General features: G+C 33.1%; 9 protein-coding genes. 4 read left to right on the plus strand and 5 right to left on the minus strand.

The window, feature by feature from the left end; genetic code table 11:
• The 4 genes from CLU82_RS00005 to CLU82_RS00020 all read left to right on the plus strand — a co-directional run.
• A partial coding sequence (locus CLU82_RS00005) for a M1 family aminopeptidase (protein WP_304529139.1) occupies positions 1 to 843 on the plus strand: 843 nt, incomplete at its 5' end.
• 24 nt (positions 844 to 867) lie between these two features.
• Positions 868 to 3015: a DPP IV N-terminal domain-containing protein gene (locus CLU82_RS00010; protein ID WP_100841152.1), complete on the plus strand. Its 2148-nt coding sequence runs from the start codon at positions 868 to 870 to the stop codon at positions 3013 to 3015.
• Between the two features lie 31 nt (positions 3016 to 3046).
• Positions 3047 to 4435 carry an aminopeptidase P family protein gene (locus tag CLU82_RS00015; protein WP_100841153.1) on the plus strand — a complete coding sequence of 463 codons (1389 nt, stop codon included), beginning with the start codon at positions 3047 to 3049 and terminating at the stop codon, positions 4433 to 4435.
• Between the two features lie 413 nt (positions 4436 to 4848).
• On the plus strand, positions 4849 to 7368 hold the full coding sequence (locus CLU82_RS00020) for a T9SS type A sorting domain-containing protein (RefSeq protein ID WP_157813282.1): 2520 nt from the start codon (positions 4849 to 4851) through the stop codon (positions 7366 to 7368).
• 672 nt (positions 7369 to 8040) lie between these two features.
• Here CLU82_RS00020 and CLU82_RS00025 read toward each other — a convergent pair.
• From CLU82_RS00025 to CLU82_RS00045, 5 genes are all read right to left on the minus strand, one after another.
• Positions 8041 to 9354 (minus strand): DUF6055 domain-containing protein, encoded by a 1314-nt coding sequence (locus tag CLU82_RS00025; protein WP_100841155.1) that lies wholly within the window; start codon positions 9352 to 9354, stop codon positions 8041 to 8043.
• A gap of 4 nt (positions 9355 to 9358) precedes the next feature.
• Complete coding sequence (locus CLU82_RS00030; protein ID WP_100841156.1) at positions 9359 to 11320, minus strand: glycoside hydrolase family 97 protein; 1962 nt, start codon at positions 11318 to 11320, stop codon at positions 9359 to 9361.
• A gap of 240 nt (positions 11321 to 11560) precedes the next feature.
• The gene (locus CLU82_RS00035) at positions 11561 to 12556 is read right to left on the minus strand and encodes a hypothetical protein (protein WP_100841157.1); all 996 of its coding nucleotides are present in this window, start codon (positions 12554 to 12556) and stop codon (positions 11561 to 11563) included.
• Positions 12557 to 12603: 47 nt separating this feature from the next.
• Positions 12604 to 14745: a family 43 glycosylhydrolase gene (locus CLU82_RS00040; protein WP_100841158.1), complete on the minus strand. Its 2142-nt coding sequence runs from the start codon at positions 14743 to 14745 to the stop codon at positions 12604 to 12606.
• Between the two features lie 125 nt (positions 14746 to 14870).
• Positions 14871 to 17567, minus strand: coding sequence for a DUF5695 domain-containing protein (locus CLU82_RS00045; RefSeq protein WP_100841159.1), 2697 nt, complete (start codon positions 17565 to 17567; stop codon positions 14871 to 14873).
• Positions 17568 to 17625: the final 58 nt, after the last annotated feature.

Consider the following 17625-nt stretch of genomic DNA (forward strand, 5'->3'; position numbering starts at 1 on the left):
GAATACTGGATGGGACCTTATCCTTTTTATGAAGATGGTTATCAGTTAATTGAAACTTCACATACCGGAATGGAACATCAAAGTGCAGTTTCTTATGGAAATTATTATAAACCTGGATATAGAGGCCGAGATCTGTCTGGAACCGGATGGGGAATGAAATGGGATTTTATCATCATTCACGAAAGTGGTCATGAATGGTTTGGAAATAATATCACAACAAATGACCTAGCCGATATGTGGGTTCATGAAGGATTTACAAACTACAGTGAAACCTTATTTGTTGATTATATTTTCGGAGAACAAGCAGGTAATGAATACAATGCTGGTACCCGAAAAGGAATAAGTAACGATAGACCAATTATACCAGATTACAATGTAAACGCACAAGGAAGTGGTGATATGTATCCAAAAGGAGGTAATATGCTACATTCGATTCGTCACGGTGTTGATAATGATGAATTATTTAGAAAAGTAATTAGAGGGTTAGGCAACCATTTTTACCACCAAACGGTTACTTCAAAACAAGTGGAAGATTATGTTTCAAAACATCTTAATTTCAATTACAGTAAGGTATTTGACCAATATTTGAGAACTACTCAAATTCCGAATTTTGAGTTTTATTTCAATGCTGATAAAACTAAAGTTTTCTACCGTTACAATAACTGTATAAGAGGTTTCAATTTACCTTTAACATTGAAAAATGGTACAACAAAAATAAAAGTTATACCTTCAGATCAATGGCAAAATAGTGCAATAACTAAAGACCAACAATCTTTATTTGATGTAGATGCCATTAAAAAAATGTACTATATCAATCCAATTTTGACTACTGAAGCAAAATAATAATCAATCATTTACAACATCACAATGAAAAAATCAACTTATCTGTTTCTCTGCTTAGTTTTCAATCTGTTTTTCTTTGTATCGAATGCCCAAAAATTAAAATGGACGAATGACAACAGCGGATATTATACTGTAGAAAAAGGAGAAATCATAAAATATAAATTGCCTGATTTTACCCGAACTAAAATAATTGATGCTTCACAACTTACACCCAAACAAGGCGGAAAGCCTTTAGAAATAAAAGATTTTGAATTCAGTCAAAATGAAAAATTAGTTTTGATTTATACGAATTCAAAAAAAGTATGGCGACAAGAAACCAGAGGTGATTATTGGCTTTATAATAAAGAAACAAATGAATTACACCAGATAGGAAAAGGCAAACCAGAATCTTCATTGATGTTTGCAAAATTATCTCCTGACAACAATTCTATTGCCTATGTAAGCAAACATAATTTATACGCTGAAGACATTAAATCAGGAAAAATAACGCCATTAACTAAAGATGGAACTGACCGCCTGATTAACGGAACTTTCGACTGGGCTTATGAAGAAGAATTCAATTGTAGAGATGGTTTTCGCTGGAGTCCTGATGGAAAAAGTATTGCTTTTTGGCAAATTGATGCTACTAAAATCAAGAACTTTTTATTAATCAATAATACCGATTCTATATACTCCTATACCATTCCCATCGAATACCCAAAAGTGGGAGAAGATCCATCAGCTTGTAAAGTTGGTGTTGTAAATATTTTGACACTGCAAACCACATGGATGAATGTTCCCGGAGATACAAAACAACATTATATTCCAATGATGCAATGGGTTCCAGATGGTTCTTCAATAATCCTTGAGCAACTGAATCGCAAACAAAATGAAGCTAAACTTTTTGTATGCAACCCTACAAATGGTGAAACTAAACAAATTTACGAAGAAAAAAACAACTCGTGGGTAGATGTTTTACCTACCGAAGGTGAAGGTTGGAAATGGATTAATAACGGAAAAGATTTTCTTTCCCTTTCAGAAAAAGACGGATGGCGTCATTTGTATCGTATTGACAAAAGTGGAAAAGAAACTTTAATCACTCCAGGGAAATATGATATCATTAGTCTTGAAACCATAGACGAAAACAGCGGATTTGCTTATTTTTTAGCTTCTCCTGAAAACGCAACGCAACAATATTTATACAAAACAGCATTAAGCGGAAAAGGAAAACTAATAAAAGTATCTCCAAGTGACGAAATTGGAACGCATGATTATAGTATTTCTACTGATGCAAAATATGCACAACATAGTTTTTCTAACCATAAAAATCAACAAGTATCAGAATGGGTTAGTCTTCCAGAACACAAAACCATTAAAGAAATAAATAGTAATAAAACTCCAAGCGGAAATGTAGAAATGATTCAGATTACTACAGCTGATAATATTACTCTTGACGGATGGATGGTAAAACCAACTCCTTTTGACCCAACAAAAAAATATCCAGTTTTATTTTATGTGTATACTGAACCTGCAGGTGCTACCGTAAAAGATGCTGCTGGTTACGCCAGTACATTTTTATACAATGGGGATATTGCTGCAGATGGTTATATTCAAATAAGTTTAGACGGCAGAGGAACTCCTGTTCCAAAAGGCGCAGCCTGGAGAAAATCTATTTATCAAAACATCGGAATTCTAAACGTTAGAGATCAAGCAATGGCTACCAAAGAAATTTTGAAATGGTCCTTTGTAGATGCAGATAGAATTGCTGTTTGGGGATGGAGCGGTGGCGGATCTACAACCTTAAACCTATTGTTTCAATACCCTGAAATTTATAAAACTGGAATAGCAATTGCATCGGTACCTAATCAATTATTGTATGACAATATTTATCAGGAGCGTTACATGGGATTACCTCAAGAAAACATTGAGCCATTTAAAAAAGGTTCCCCTATTACTTACGCCAATAAACTAAAAGGAAATTTACTATTGGTTCACGGTACTGGTGATGATAATGTGCATTATCAAGGAGCTGAAATGCTTGTTAACGAATTAATCAAAAATGGAAAATATTTTCAAATGATGAGTTATCCAAATCGTACACACAGCATTAATGAAGGAGAAGGAACCAGCGAACATTTATCTCAATTATTCACACAATATTTGAAGGAACATTGCCCTGGCGGAGGCAGATAATTCCGTTTTTTATATATAAATACAATAAATTATGTTTAGTAAAGAAACTTATATCCAAAGAAGACAAGTACTAAAAAAAGCGATTGGTAGTGGCCTTATTCTATTTCCCGGAAACGAAGAAGTTGGAATGAACTACCGAGATAACATCTATCATTTTAGACAAGATAGTAGTTTTTTATACTATTCAGGAATTGACAATCCGAACTTATTTTTGTTGATAGATGTTGATGCCAATATCGAAATCTTATTTGGAAATGACTTAACAATCGAACAAACTGTTTGGACAGGGCCACAAGAATCATTAGCAATTAGTGCCGAAAAATCAGGAATTACTTCCGTGCAGCCATTATCTTTTGTAGAAGCGATACTTAAAACTGCATTACAACAAAAACGTGCAATCCATTTTTTACCGCCGTATCGTTCTGCTATTACTTTAAAATTAAGCAGTTTGTTAGCTATTCCAGCTAATGTATTGGCGGAAAAAGCTTCCATTAAATTATCAAAAGCGATAGTAGCACAACGTTCTTATAAAACAAACGAAGAACTAGTTGAAATTGAAAAAGCAGTTAATATAACAGCTGCAATGCATTTGAAAGCGATTGAAGTTGCACGACCAGGAATGGCCGAATATGAAGTTGCAGGCCAATTGGAAGGAACTGCTATTTGTAAAGGTGGTCAACTCGCATTTCCAACCATTCTAACTGTAAATGGTCAATATTTACATAATCATGCTGGCGGAAACATTTTGCAAGAAGGACAAATGGTATTATGTGATAGTGGCGCCGAAAACAATATGCATTATGCAGGAGATATGACAAGAACTTTTCCTGTATCAAGAACTTTTACAACTCAGCAAAAAGAAATATACAACATCGTTTTACAAGCTGAAGAAGCTGCAATAGCAACTCTTAAACCAGGAACATTATTTAAAGATTCTCATCTTGTAGCCTGCAAAGAAATTTTAATTGGATTAAAATCTCTTGGTTTGGTAAAAGGAGATTTAGACGAAGCCGTAGCAGCAGGTGCTCATACCCTATTCTTTCAATGTGGTTTAGGTCATATGATGGGAATGGATGTACATGACATGGAAAATATTGGCGAAGAATATATAGGTTATACTGATACGCTCAAAAAGAGCACTGAGTTTGGGCTAAAATCCTTGCGTTTGGGTAAAGAATTAGAAGAAGGATTTGTATTAACAGTAGAACCAGGAATTTACTTCATTCCAGAATTAATAGACCAATGGCAATCAGAAAAAAAATACAGCGAATTTATTAATTATGATAAAGTTCAAGCCTGCAAAAATTTTGGAGGCATTCGTATAGAAGAAGATTTCCTAATTACTAAAGATGGATATAAATTATTAGGCGAGCCTCTTGCAAAAACAGTAGAGGATATTGAAGCGTTAAGAAACTACTAAACGAATTTATTGTTTTCTTGAATTAACGTAAAAAAATGAAGCTATCTCATAACTTGAGGTAGCTTTTTTTTGTTATCCTTAAAATAGGAAAAGCTTTTCAACTTCTAAAAGAACTTTAGAAGTTAATAAGAACTTAAATACTGGTTAACTTTTACTAATTTTTAGATAATTAAGTACATATCAGATATATCAAACAACGACTAACTTGCTAGTTATATGATAGTTTAAAAAACAACACTCCATAATTAACAACTGTTTTCTTAAATTCTATAGAGTGCTAACCATTTAAATTCTATTAACAACTAAAACTAACCTAGATGAAAGAAAAAAAACTACTACATTTTTTATCTTTTCTATTATTTAACATCTCAATGTTATTTATAGGAAAGCTAAATGCCCAAACCAATTTAGCTATGCTAAATTCAACAAAAATTACTACTTCTCATGTTTCGCCATGGGAAAGCCTTACTGCCGTTAATGATGGTTTTACGCCTGCAAGCTCAGAAGACCGAACTAATTCTGTTTATGGAAACTGGGATGGAGATGCTTCCTATAATACTTATAATTGGATAGAATACGAATGGGATTTTGCACATTCCATAAACTCAGTTTCTGTATATTGGTTTACAGATTATGGAGGTATCGGACAGCCTACAGATGCCTACATTGAATATTGGGACGGAATTAATTGGGTAAAAGGAAGTGCTATTGGACTTGCTCTTAATCAATTCAATGTTGTAGATAATTTAAACATTAAATCCAGAAAATTAAGAATCTACGTAAAAAGTACAACTGCTACAGGTGTAATTGAATTTCAGGTTTTTGGTACCGAAACAACCGAATGTAATCCTTCTGCATTAACTGCTAGCACAATTATAAATACCGGAAGCGAAAAAAACATTAATTATGCCGTTGTATCTACCGATGAAAGTGTGCAATTTAAAGCCACTGTACCAACTGGTAATACTAATCCTAAAATGAAATGGACCGGTCCAAATAACTTTACCTCTTCTGATCAAAATATCACTTTATCAAATTTACTAGAGATAAATTCTGGAACATATACTTTTTTATACATTAATGACTGTGGGACAGAAAGTACTCTCGATTTTCAATTAACCGTAAAAGGAGAAAATAGTGAATTTACAACATGGCCAGCTTACGACTCCACACTTCATTACGATTTTAAAAGTGATTATCCAGATTTTCCAAAACCACTAAAAAATTTAGAAAAAGACTATCCAGGATATGCTGGTTGTAATAGTGCTTCGTCTAGAGATTATGGTTCATGGACTTTTGTTAAAGGGCCAAATGCAAACCCTTTAGTAACTGATGCTGCAGTAGATGCGTTGCTAAAACGTCTGGATGGAGATTTTGCTTTTCTAAGAGACAATATGGGGTGGCCTCCAGACAAATTATACAGAGCAGGATATCGCAGTTCAGTATATTTATATGGTTCAGGATTATGTACCGATACGGCACCAAATACAGAATTAGGAGGTTGGCAAAGTGGCGTTGGTACTCCAGATGGAGAAAGTTGGCCAATGGTACTTTTGTCTTATTATCCTGTTGCAAGTTTTGACACAAATACAACTTTACCAGATGCACAATATCAAACTGGGGCTTGTACACACGAAGGTATTCATGCTATTTATGCATCATTGCCTGGATGCAGAAAATCGGCTTGGTTTCACGAAGGATCAAATGTTTGGCTACAAACAGTATTAGATATCAAAAAATCAGGGAGTACAGACTATAGCAATGTAGATTTAGGATGGTTAAGTGCTGGTTCTGTAATTGCTCCATTTATCCCTATAGAATGTTATGGCGGATGGTTTCAAGACGGAACTTTCGGAGGACCTTCTGCCGAAGGTATTGAATCTGGAGTTCAAAATGATAAAGGCGAAACTTTAAGATTAACTAGAGACATTATTGGTGGGGTACAATATAGCTCTGTATTCCCAACCTTTTTAGGAGAAATTGTAGGCGAAAAAAGTTTGCCTTGGGTTTGGAATTATTGTGAAGGACGTGTATTGGAAGGTATTGCCAACGGTAACGGAACTGTTAATGGTATTGGAGATACTAAAATGCGTAAAATGGTTCAGGAATATAGAGCAAGACTAGCATTAGCTGATTTTGGAAAATTTGAACAACCGATTTTAAGCTTGTACCGCAATAATATGGGACGTGAATTAGGCCCTGAGCAACCAGCACTTCTAAATGTACCCAAATGGAAAGCAACACCTTATGCTCAAACAACTACTGACGAAGACGGATATTTAATTCCTAATGTAGAAACGTTACCAGGTTGGTCAGGCGCAAATTTTATTCCAATTCATGTTGAAGGAAATCAAGCTACAGTATTTTTTGAGCCCTTAGGAAAAAATATGTCGATACAATTATGTTACCGTACCAAAGAAGGAAAAACAATTTACTCACAGTCAGTTTATGCAGGTGATTGTACTATCTCTTTTGATCAAGGTGCTCCTGCAAATGGTGTCATATTTGCTGTAATTTGTAATTCAGATTATATTTTTAAGGATGAATCTACTCGTAAAACTAAGTTTAATTACAAACTGAAACTTGGAGAAGGTGCTAAAACTGTTGCAGGTGTAGATAAAAATTGGTGGGATTGGAAAGCTACTATCTCAGAGAATCTTTCTGTTGGTGATTTTTCTGGATCTTCTTCAAATTTTATAATCTATCCAAATCCAACAAACAATGATTCTTTACTTAATATTAAAGTATCAAATAAAAATTCTGAAAAACTTAGCTTAAAAATAACTAATATCAACGGAAAAGTAGTATTTGAAAAAGAGAACTATAATACCGAACAAGAACAGTATTACACCGGAGGATTAGCTAAAGGTGTTTATTTTGTAACCGTTCAATCTCTAGGTTCTAAACAAACAAAAAAGATCATTGTGAAGTAATATTAACGTAAACAAAACATATTTTTTGTTCAATATAGACTACATCTTTCATTCGGAAGATGTAGTTTTTTTATGTTCTTATTGTATTAATACCATGCCCGTTGGGTGTAATTATTCTGCTTTTTCATAATTAAGTTATTACAAATAAGAATTAAATATTTATAAATAAGAATTGGATATTTATAAATAAGAATTAAATATTTATAATTAAGAATTGAATATTTATAAATAAGAATTAAATTATTGCAAACAATAATTAAGTTATTATAAATAAGAATTAAATATTTATAAATAAGAATTAAATTATTACAAACAACAATTAAATATTTATAAATAATAATTAAGTTATCATAAAAAAGAATTAAACTACACTATAATTGCGCCCAACAGATTAATACCATTTGTATATTTAGTATAAAATGATTTTAAAAGACAGTTTATTAAAACAAAATCTCCCACAAAATCAAAAAAGACCTTGTAGGAGATGGGAAAACAAATTAAAAACTAAGATCTTATTTTATTAATCGAATTCGATAACTAATATCAATAGTTCATTAAATACTAGGTTAAATCTAATTCGTATATAATTTTATAATCAACTTATCCTAATTTAAACAAAAACGGAGCTTTAAAAGCCCCATTATTGTTTATAACAAACCAAATTAAATAGTTCTAAAGTGGTTTTGTACTCTCGAACTTTACTTTATAAGGGAAAGTTTCATAATTGCTTTTTTTCTCAAAATCATGAGTGATATGTTCTTTTGGTGCGCCACTAACCACTAACCATAAATATTCTGTATTTTCCGGAACTGTAAATTCGGCTTTACCTTCCTGCTTATTAAAAACTTTACTATACACCCTGCTTCCATCTTTTAATGAAGCTACAAATCCGTAACGCCAACCTGCGTTCTCTTTTGATACAGCGTTATTCTCTTTGGCTCCAGCCAAACCTTTAAAATCTAGTTTAATTTTAGTTCCTGCAGTTGGAATATTTAGTTTTATTCCATTATAACCATAGTCTTGCGGACAATTAGTAGAATCTACTTGAAACCATCCCTGCTCTACTTCATTCAATTTGGTTGTATGCAAATTACGATACGGTTTTGCAACGTCTTCTACCCTTTTTAAATCCCAGGTAATGAATTTTCGATTGGCATCAAATATTTCATCATTAAATTGTTCTTGAGATACTTTATTAATTCTTTTATAAGTCATCACTACATCCTCTCCTTTTTGGGTGGCTCTGCATAGATTTCCCCAAAATTCAATACCATGTTTGTTAGACCAATATTCAAGAACATAAGGCGAATGATACATATTTGCCGGATGCAAAAACGCATAATGTGTTCCCTTTAAAAAATCTTTAAGATGATAATTTTCAAAAGTCATCCATTCCGGATAAGTTTGCCATAACATATATTGGGCAGACATTTCCATGACGGGACCACCCGGACCGGTTTTAGCATCAGCGTAACTCATGTATTGAAAGGAATGACCAATTTCATGAGCTAATGCGCCATAATGGGCTTTATTTATTCGAGTTGCAGGTGTCCATAGAATTCCAACTTTATCTTCCTCTCCCCCACCAAAAGCAGTGTTTTCTGTACCTCCAAAAACATAAATCAGTAATTTATATGTATCACTTACTGACTTTCCTTTTTGAACTAGTTTTAAATCATTTACATAAAATTTATAAAACCGTTCACACTCAGCCATTGCTGTTTTAGGATCAAAACGTTTCGTGGGATCTGCATTTGTCATTGGGTCATTACCATATTCTTTATTCCAAAATAAAGCAATATTATCTGACTCAAGCATGCGTTTATAGCTGTACTCGCTTTCCTCCTTTCTATAATCATTATTATCTGGCACCATCCAAACTTTGGCAGGAATATATAATTTCTTTGCTTCAACTTTTTCTTGTGCATTACAAACAGTAATCGCTGATAAAAAGAGAAGTGCAATGTTTTTTACTAATTTGCCCATGAGATTATTTCTTTTTGGTGATAATTGCAGACCAACCACCTCCTGAAGCCATTTTTGCAGTTACTTTAGAATTTTTATTTACTTCTAAAGTTTCTATTTTATAATCTTGCGCATTGTTGTCAACATTAATACCGTCAGCATATATTTCCATTGAAAAACTGCCTTCACCAAGGAAAGAAAGATCTATAGGCAATTCTCTTGCATCGGCATCAGTCATTCCGCCGATGTACCATTTATTTGCTTTTTTCCTAGCAACCACAATATAATTCCCAACAGAACCGTGAAGTACTTTTGTTTCCTCCCAAACGGTTGGAATTTGTGTAATAAAATCAACAGTTTGTTGTTCTTTATAATAAATTGAAGGAGACTCACACATCATTTGCAAAGGCGCTTCATACACTACATACATGGCTACTTGATGCGCACGCGTACCCATGCTCATTGGGTTTTTAAAACTAATAGCAAAATCCTTTGGTTGCTTATTTATCATAGAACCGGGCGTAAAATCCATTGGTCCAGCAGCCATACGAATAAACGGAATCGTTACGGTATGCTCAGGAGTTATTTCTTCACTCCATTTATTATTTTCATTCCCTAGAACCCCTTCGTAGTTCATAACATTTGGATACATACGACGCAATCCTGAAGGTTTGAATGCTCCATGAAAATCTACTAATAGTTCCAATTTGGCACATTCTCTGGCAATTTGCTCATAAGAATTGACCATATATTGGTCATTACGTTGCATGTAATCAATTTTAATTCCTTTGGCTCCCCAACTTTTGTAAGCTTCAAGAATTGGCAATAAATTAGCATCTAATGGTTTCCAAAGTACCCAAAGAATTATTCCAACGCCTTTTTCTTTTCCGTATCGAATCAATTCTTTCACATCCATTGCAGGATTGAAATCTAGAATTTGAGTTGTAGATTTTGTCCAACCTTCATCAAGAATTACATATTCTATTTTATTTTTTGAAGCAAAATCAATAAAGTATTTATAGGTTGCTGTATTTAATCCTGCTTTAAAATCAACACCCGTAATATTGTTAGCATTAAACCAATCCCATGCTACTTTTCCAGGTTTTATCCAATCAGTGTTTTTTAGAACATTTGGTTTTGCTAATTGGTATGTTAAATTACTTTCTACGAATGTGCGATCATCATCACTTATCATAAATACACGCCAAGGAAAAGCTCTGTCACCTGATGTTTTAGCAATATAATCGGCTTCTTTTGTGATGGTTTGTACACGGTCTGATCTTCCATCTTTATCAACTGCTTCTAAAACATATTTTGGAAACTGTGAATCTAAAGTTGTATTTCCGTTTCCTTTTAAAAACAAGCCTGGATAATCGTGAAGAGCGGTTTCTGTAAACAAAACTTTGGTTTTATCTGTAGTAAACATAACTGGCAAACTGCAAAAATCTTTCGATTGAATATCAGTTAATGCTTTGTCTAAATAAAGTCTTTCGTTATGCGAATACATTGATTCTTCCTGAGGAAATAAAGAACGTGAACCCTTTGGAAAAGTAAAAGAAACTTTTTCTGAAATCACATCACGTTTCTCTTTAGCTTCATCAATAAACTGATACGCTACACCATCGTTATACGCACGGAAGTTTAGTTTATATTTTCCTTGATACGTAATCGAAAGCTCTGTATATTCATCTTTTATGTCTGAATCTTTATGAGCAACTATAGCATGAATATTTTGAGATTCACTTTTAATAGTATGCGATTTCACCTTCGGATTTGACCCAAAGTCAGTATTTGATGAGAAATCCATCCCGGCTTCGGCTTTTTCAATAATTAGATTTCCATTTAATGAAGCCGACCATGAAATTTTATCAGAATTGACAACTTTAATTTGAATGTTTCCATTAGGAGATTTAACCTCATACGTTTGAGCAGAAGCATGATACATGGATACTAATACTCCACATAAAATCAGTAGTCTTTTTTTCATTTTTTGAATAGTTATTAATTTTCTGTTTTAACATTATTGTATATTACTATCCGTTTCTAATACTAATTATAGAAATGGCACACAGATTATACAGATTAAACTGATTCTCACAGATTGAATTTAAAAGCAACTATAGAAATCCGTGCCAATCAGTTTAATCCGTGCCATCCGTGGCCTATTTTAATTTAGTCCCCATAGTGGATAGTCATATTATTGTATATAGATGATTCATTGCAAATACTATTTCATAGCTTCCCAAATCATTCGTTGTATAATTTTATCAAAATCCTGTATGGTATTTTCCTTATTCATAACAGATACTAATCCAGCATTATCAGGATATTTTTCTTCTGAATACATATCGTCGTGAAAAAAGCAATGTCCCATTTCATGTGTCATCGTACCCGTGTTAGGTATTCCGTTTTCATAGTCTAAAATATTTCCTCCAATTTTTAAATATTGACGCTGAGCTACTGCATCCCAAGGAATTAAATGCCAAAATTTAGTAAAGAACATATCTACATTTTCCGGGTGTTTATATCCGTTCCAATCAACTGGAAAAAATTTTGTTTCAGGATCTGTGCTCTCTTGGTTGCCTACAACCTTTAAAGTTGTAAAATCCTTAATATTGTACCAATTTTGGTCTGAAATAGTTCCATCTTTTTTAGATACCACTTTCCAAGGAGAACTTTCACCTTTATCATTCCAATTGGTAACGATAGGATAATCTCCATAGGTATCATAAAAACTTTTATCAATTTGAACCCCTTTATTAAAAACAAATCCAAAAACTTTGACTTTCACATTTTCTGGAGCAGAACTGTCAAAATCCTGAAGTGTTACCATCCAATCATTTGCAATTTTTTCATAATAACCCGTTAAAGATTTAATTGCTTTAGCAGTTACTGGACCTTTCCATTCTTCTATGTGATAATAAATTACCCACTCACCGGTATTTTTAATACTCCACATAGGATTTTTTAAACTAGAAACATTTTTTAAAACTAAATCTCTGTATTTATCGGCATTTACAACATACTTCTTAATGGTTGCATCATCGGCAGTTATTCCTTTAAAATAAGATTGATAACATCTGTCTCCAATTGTATATTTTGAACAATCATTATTCTCAGTTTCGTTAGGATTTATTGATTCTTCAGATGAATTACTACATGAAATAAATTGCGTAAAAAACATTAGAAATACCATCGAAATTAATACAACATTTTTTTTCATGAATTATCTATAATTTAAATTTAGAAATCTTTTTTTTGATTATTTACTTACTTCTTCGGCTTTGTATTATTCATACTTTTTGTAATTTCTTCACTATTTAATGCATAATCATACATTTGCATGGAAGCCATATATCCTGAGAAATTCTCTCCAACATCAGAAGATCCAATAATAATTTTAGCTTTATCAATTGCAGAAGACAACATCATGTTTTGAGAATTATCCAAGACACCATCTACATAAATTTTCTCAATAACCCCATCAAAAGTCAAAACAATATGGTGCCATTTATTTTGTTCAGGGAGTTTTTTGTATCTCATATCAAAATGACCATCCAAATGCGGTGCCGCTCCATAATGACTACTATTGTAAGCCAAAGCATTATAAGAATTAGCCAGATTATATTCATTTCTATCACACCATGATGCTAAAATTTCTCCTTCTTTAGCAATTTCAGGATTCTTTACCCATGTCGCAACGGTGTAAGAACCATTCCAAGCCAAACTTTTTGGAACTGGTTTGTCTAATACCAAAGAGCCATTGCTAAATTTAATTGCTTTTATTCCTTCATTATCCTTTTCTAAAGTTACTTCACCGTTTTTTGTAAAAGTTCCTCCAATTGCTCCTTTGTTTGGTACTTTGGTCAGAGGGCTATTCAATTTTCCGCTATTTACGTTAAGGTCAATCAGCATTTTATGAGAACTTACAACTGCTGGAGATACACTTGATTTTTTATTTTCTAATTGCAATGGAATATCAAACAAAGAACTATATACTTTTATATTCCAAACAGCTGCATAAAGTCCCGATTTTTCGGTAGCCAAAACTGTTAACTTTAAATAACGTGCCGAAATATCATTATCATCAATCATTGGACTTCCGGCTGTCTGATTCTTTGATTTGTCAGCATACACTTTCCAATTTTTGCCATCCGTTGAATATTGCAAAGTATATTGGTAGTAATAACTTGCGAATTCAAATTGGGTCATCACCCTTTTTATTGCTTTTATACTTCCTAAATCTACAGTCAAATCCTGTGGAAAAGAATTATTAGCCGCTTTCCACATGGTTGCATTGTTGTCGTCTGTAGCAAAATTTGGTTCGTATTTATAATCGTATTCCGAAGATTGCAAATGATAAAAAGACGAAGCCGTTGCAGTTGCACTCAAAGCAATGTTTTCCGGCATATTGGATTTTACTATATTTCCAATTCCTTTTGAAGTAGGAACAACCTTTTTTATAGTCGAATCATTTTCGAAAATCATTTTGTCAATACACACTTGTCTTGCAAGACCTCCGCGAGTCATTGGGTAATCGTGTTTGTGATAAACGATATAAGAATCATTTCCGTCTTCTAACACCGAATGATGCCCTGGTCCATGTGTCGTTTTGTCTTCGGTAGTACTCAAAATTGGATTATTAGCACCTTCGGTAAAAGGTCCGTAAGGAGTGTTCGAATATGAATATCGAACATTATAAGTCTCGTCATGACAAGAATCTCCAGAATACATTAAGATATATTTATTGCCCTTTTTCATCATATAAGCCGCTTCAAAAGGTTTAGGCGTTTGACTCAAAGGAATATTCTTTGAATTTACCATATCTTTCATCGTGGTTGTGTTGAGTTCCCCCACAGCATATCCGCCATTGTAGTGTACCCAGGTTCCCCAATAGCCATATACTTTACCATCGGTATCTTTAAAAAACTGCGCATCTAGTGACGGGAAACCTTCTCTTGGATATCCATTAGAGATAACCGGCTTGTCATTTTCGTCTAATTTTTTCCATGGACCAATTGGTGTGTCAGATACATAACCGTAGATATTACAACCAATTTCACAGTTTCCAAAATACAAATAGTATTTACCATCATTTCCTACTACAATATCTGGTGCCCAAAAATTAGTAATCGATTTTGCTGTAAATGAAGGAATATCCATGATATAATTGTACCAATTTTTCAAATCCTTACTATACCAAACTGTTGGTGCTCCAGACGCTAACATTTCATTATCGGTCGTGGCGTAGATATAATAAGTATCTCCGAACTTTTTGATTGTAGGATCGGCAAAATAACCTGGTAAAACTGGGTTTCCAGCATTGACTAAGTTGACATTTACTTTTTCCTGAGCATAACAACCGACAATAACTGACAGAAAAAATTGGATTGATAATAGTTGCTTTTTCATTATTTTGAGCATTATTTTTTTTGAGGAAACTTTATAATTTTAGTTTATTTTATTTCTTTAAAATAACAAAGGCAATTAAAATAAAAATTGCCTTTGTCTCAGTATAATTCTCAAACCACTAAGAATTATTTTTGCTTTAATTTTATTTGAATACTTTTCTTTTGCAAAGGTATTTCGTATGCTCCTCTTACTTTAGTATAAGGCAATTCAATGTCTTTATTTACTCTTAAATACGCATTTGGAGTAAACTCATTGGCGGAGTTCAAGGTGATTTCTACCTCATCAGTTTTAGTATTATAAGTCACTTTTTCGAAAGTTCCCGCGTCTAATGTTAACCATAATTGTTTTGGAGTGATGAACACTTTAGATTTTGCAGCCGTTGTTATTTTCACATCAACTAAATCGCCTTTTGTAGTTACATTTCCTCCAAAAGCTAACCATCCTAAATCCTCTTCTTTAGTAATATAAGTAGCAGTATTTACAGCATAACCATAAAAACCTGAACCATAATCTCCAGATATGTAGTCAATTCTTAATTCTGTTGGATAAGAGTGAAATGCTGCCGGACCAAATCCATCTTCGGTAATGTTTGAAATACCTCCTAAAAGACCTCCATATCCTACTTTCAATAAATATAAATCATCAGATTTTTTTCTGTATTGTCTTAAAACTGGTATTGCATTTAATGAAGAACCATAATGATGAATCTGACGTTCTACTCTTGATAATTTTCCACCATATAAGAAATCCCAATATCTACGGGCATTTCCGTTATAAGCCCAGTGTGGCATTGTTGGCATATAAGCCAAAATAGCATTTAAAGTAATATCTGCTTTTTCATCATAACCAAAATAATCAGACCACATATAAACTTCTTCCTGACCAGTAGAATCCCATGGCATTTCACTTCCAAAAGGATATTCTAATGCTCTCCAATGATTCGCTCTGTCTTTCATCTTCGCTTCTAAATTAGAAGACAAATCGGTGAAATTTTCATTTTTCAAATCTTCTAAGATTAATAAAAATACAGAACCTTCCATTTGACCAAACTGCGCATAATATGGAGCTTGTTCAACCATTGCAATTGATGTATAGTACGCTTGTTTTAAATACCAATCCCAAGTTTTACTATCAACCAAGCCTTTATTATATCTTGCTAAACGGTACATTGTCCAATAAGCGGCAGCAACGTGAGGATAATTATAAGATCTTCCCGGATCGTTTGCGTCTTTATGCTTCCAAGCTGCCCAAGTAGAATAATCTATATCTTTACTATAAGTTCCTTTAGGCAAAGAATCTGGCTCATAATAAAAGACACTTTTCTTAACGCCATATTTATTTTTCCCTTCGCTATATTGAATATTTCCCCAAAGCGTTTTATCAATAAATTGTTCTAATTTTTTAATTTCTTCTTTATCTGGCTGAATATGCTGTTTCATAATAGCTGCTAACCAGCCTCCTGCTCCACCTTCATCACTCAAACCTGCAACCCACGCTCTGCTATCTTGTGTTAATTGCTTTTTAGTTTCGTAATCGTAACTAATTACCGAAGGATTTCTTTTAAAAATTGGATCGGGTTGATCAAACCATTGTGCCGTAGTTAAGAAATGACCAAAATCTTTAACAACTTCATTTTCAGGTTTAATAACTTTATAATTTATAGTTTGTCTTGTACCATTTTTATAATTGATGGTTAATCTAGCGTTACCCCATTTTACACCATGTACAGTATATTTTTTTAAACCTCTGGCAGTTTTTCCAGCTTCTTTAATTTGAAGCGCTCCTTTTGGTTCAACCTCAAATGAACTGACATCACTTTTATAGTTTAAAAATAATTGTGAACTAATATCTTGCGGAATTACATACCCCGGAATGCTTGTTGCTACAGGAACTTCTTCTTTTACAAGCGTATTCTGAATATCCTCAATTCCTTCAGACAATGCCAATTTTAGAGCAAAACTTTTAGATTCGTTAGGTTTTAAAACTAATGATGTTGGGTTATTCCATTGCGTTACCCCTTTCCATTCATTATCTCCGTAAGCTTTGCTATATGCCATCCATTCATGGAAACCTTCAAAAACAATACTTCTTGGAGTTGGATCATCGTTTAAAGGACGATACGCTTCAAAAGGCATATTCTCTTCTGGCATAACTACTAATGCAGGTCCTTCACCGCTTAATCTTTTTACCTCTAAATATCCGGCATCCATTCCGATATACGGATCGAAGAACACATTTTGTGCATGCGTTTCATTCAGAGATTTTCCTTCTAAAATATTATTAAAAACCATAGGAATACCTAAAGCTCCAATTTCAATATTATTTGCAGATTTATTAGTAATTACAAATCTTAATACTAAATCATTTCCTTTCGTTTCATAATATCTCTTAACCGTAACTGGAATATCAGCAGGCAATGTATTAGCCAAATCTGCTCCTGCTAATACATTTTGAGATGTAGCTAAAGGAGTAATTGCACCACGTTTTGTAGCTGTTGAATAGCTTTTCCAAGCGGCATTAGCTTCTTTAATTCTTAAATTAATATCACCTAAATGATACAATCCATCTTTGTCTCTGATCTCAAGTCTGTCACTAGGCGTAAAATCAAAATTCAAATTTTTATTTGATCTTAAACCAGCAACTGTTTGTGATGCTTTTACTAATTTTAATTGAAAAGTAGGAGTGCTAAATTTTTGATAAATCTCTGCAATACCCAAAGTAGATTCTTTCTTTTCAATTCTACTCCAATAATCTTGAGCTTGGATACCCATTGTACTTGCCAAAAACAGTACTGATCCAATTTTATATTTTAAATTTCGCATCTTCATTTGTTGTTTATTGTATGTCTGTATTTAATATTTTATTCAAAATCAATTGAAA

It is taken from the genome of Flavobacterium sp. 5 (assembly GCF_002813295.1).
GTDB lineage: Bacteria > Bacteroidota > Bacteroidia > Flavobacteriales > Flavobacteriaceae > Flavobacterium.

Coding starts and splice junctions, on each gene's coding strand:
- CLU82_RS00030 (WP_100841156.1), bottom strand. CDS start 11,320: ATGAAAAAAAGACTACTGATTTTATGTGGAGTATTAGTATCCATGTAT.
- CLU82_RS00040 (WP_100841158.1), bottom strand. CDS start 14,745: ATGAAAAAGCAACTATTATCAATCCAATTTTTTCTGTCAGTTATTGTC.
- CLU82_RS00025 (WP_100841155.1), bottom strand. CDS start 9,354: ATGGGCAAATTAGTAAAAAACATTGCACTTCTCTTTTTATCAGCGATT.
- CLU82_RS00035 (WP_100841157.1), bottom strand. CDS start 12,556: ATGAAAAAAAATGTTGTATTAATTTCGATGGTATTTCTAATGTTTTTT.
- CLU82_RS00015 (WP_100841153.1), top strand. CDS start 3,047: ATGTTTAGTAAAGAAACTTATATCCAAAGAAGACAAGTACTAAAAAAA.
- CLU82_RS00010 (WP_100841152.1), top strand. CDS start 868: ATGAAAAAATCAACTTATCTGTTTCTCTGCTTAGTTTTCAATCTGTTT.
- CLU82_RS00020 (WP_157813282.1), top strand. CDS start 4,849: ATGCTAAATTCAACAAAAATTACTACTTCTCATGTTTCGCCATGGGAA.
- CLU82_RS00045 (WP_100841159.1), bottom strand. CDS start 17,567: ATGCGAAATTTAAAATATAAAATTGGATCAGTACTGTTTTTGGCAAGT.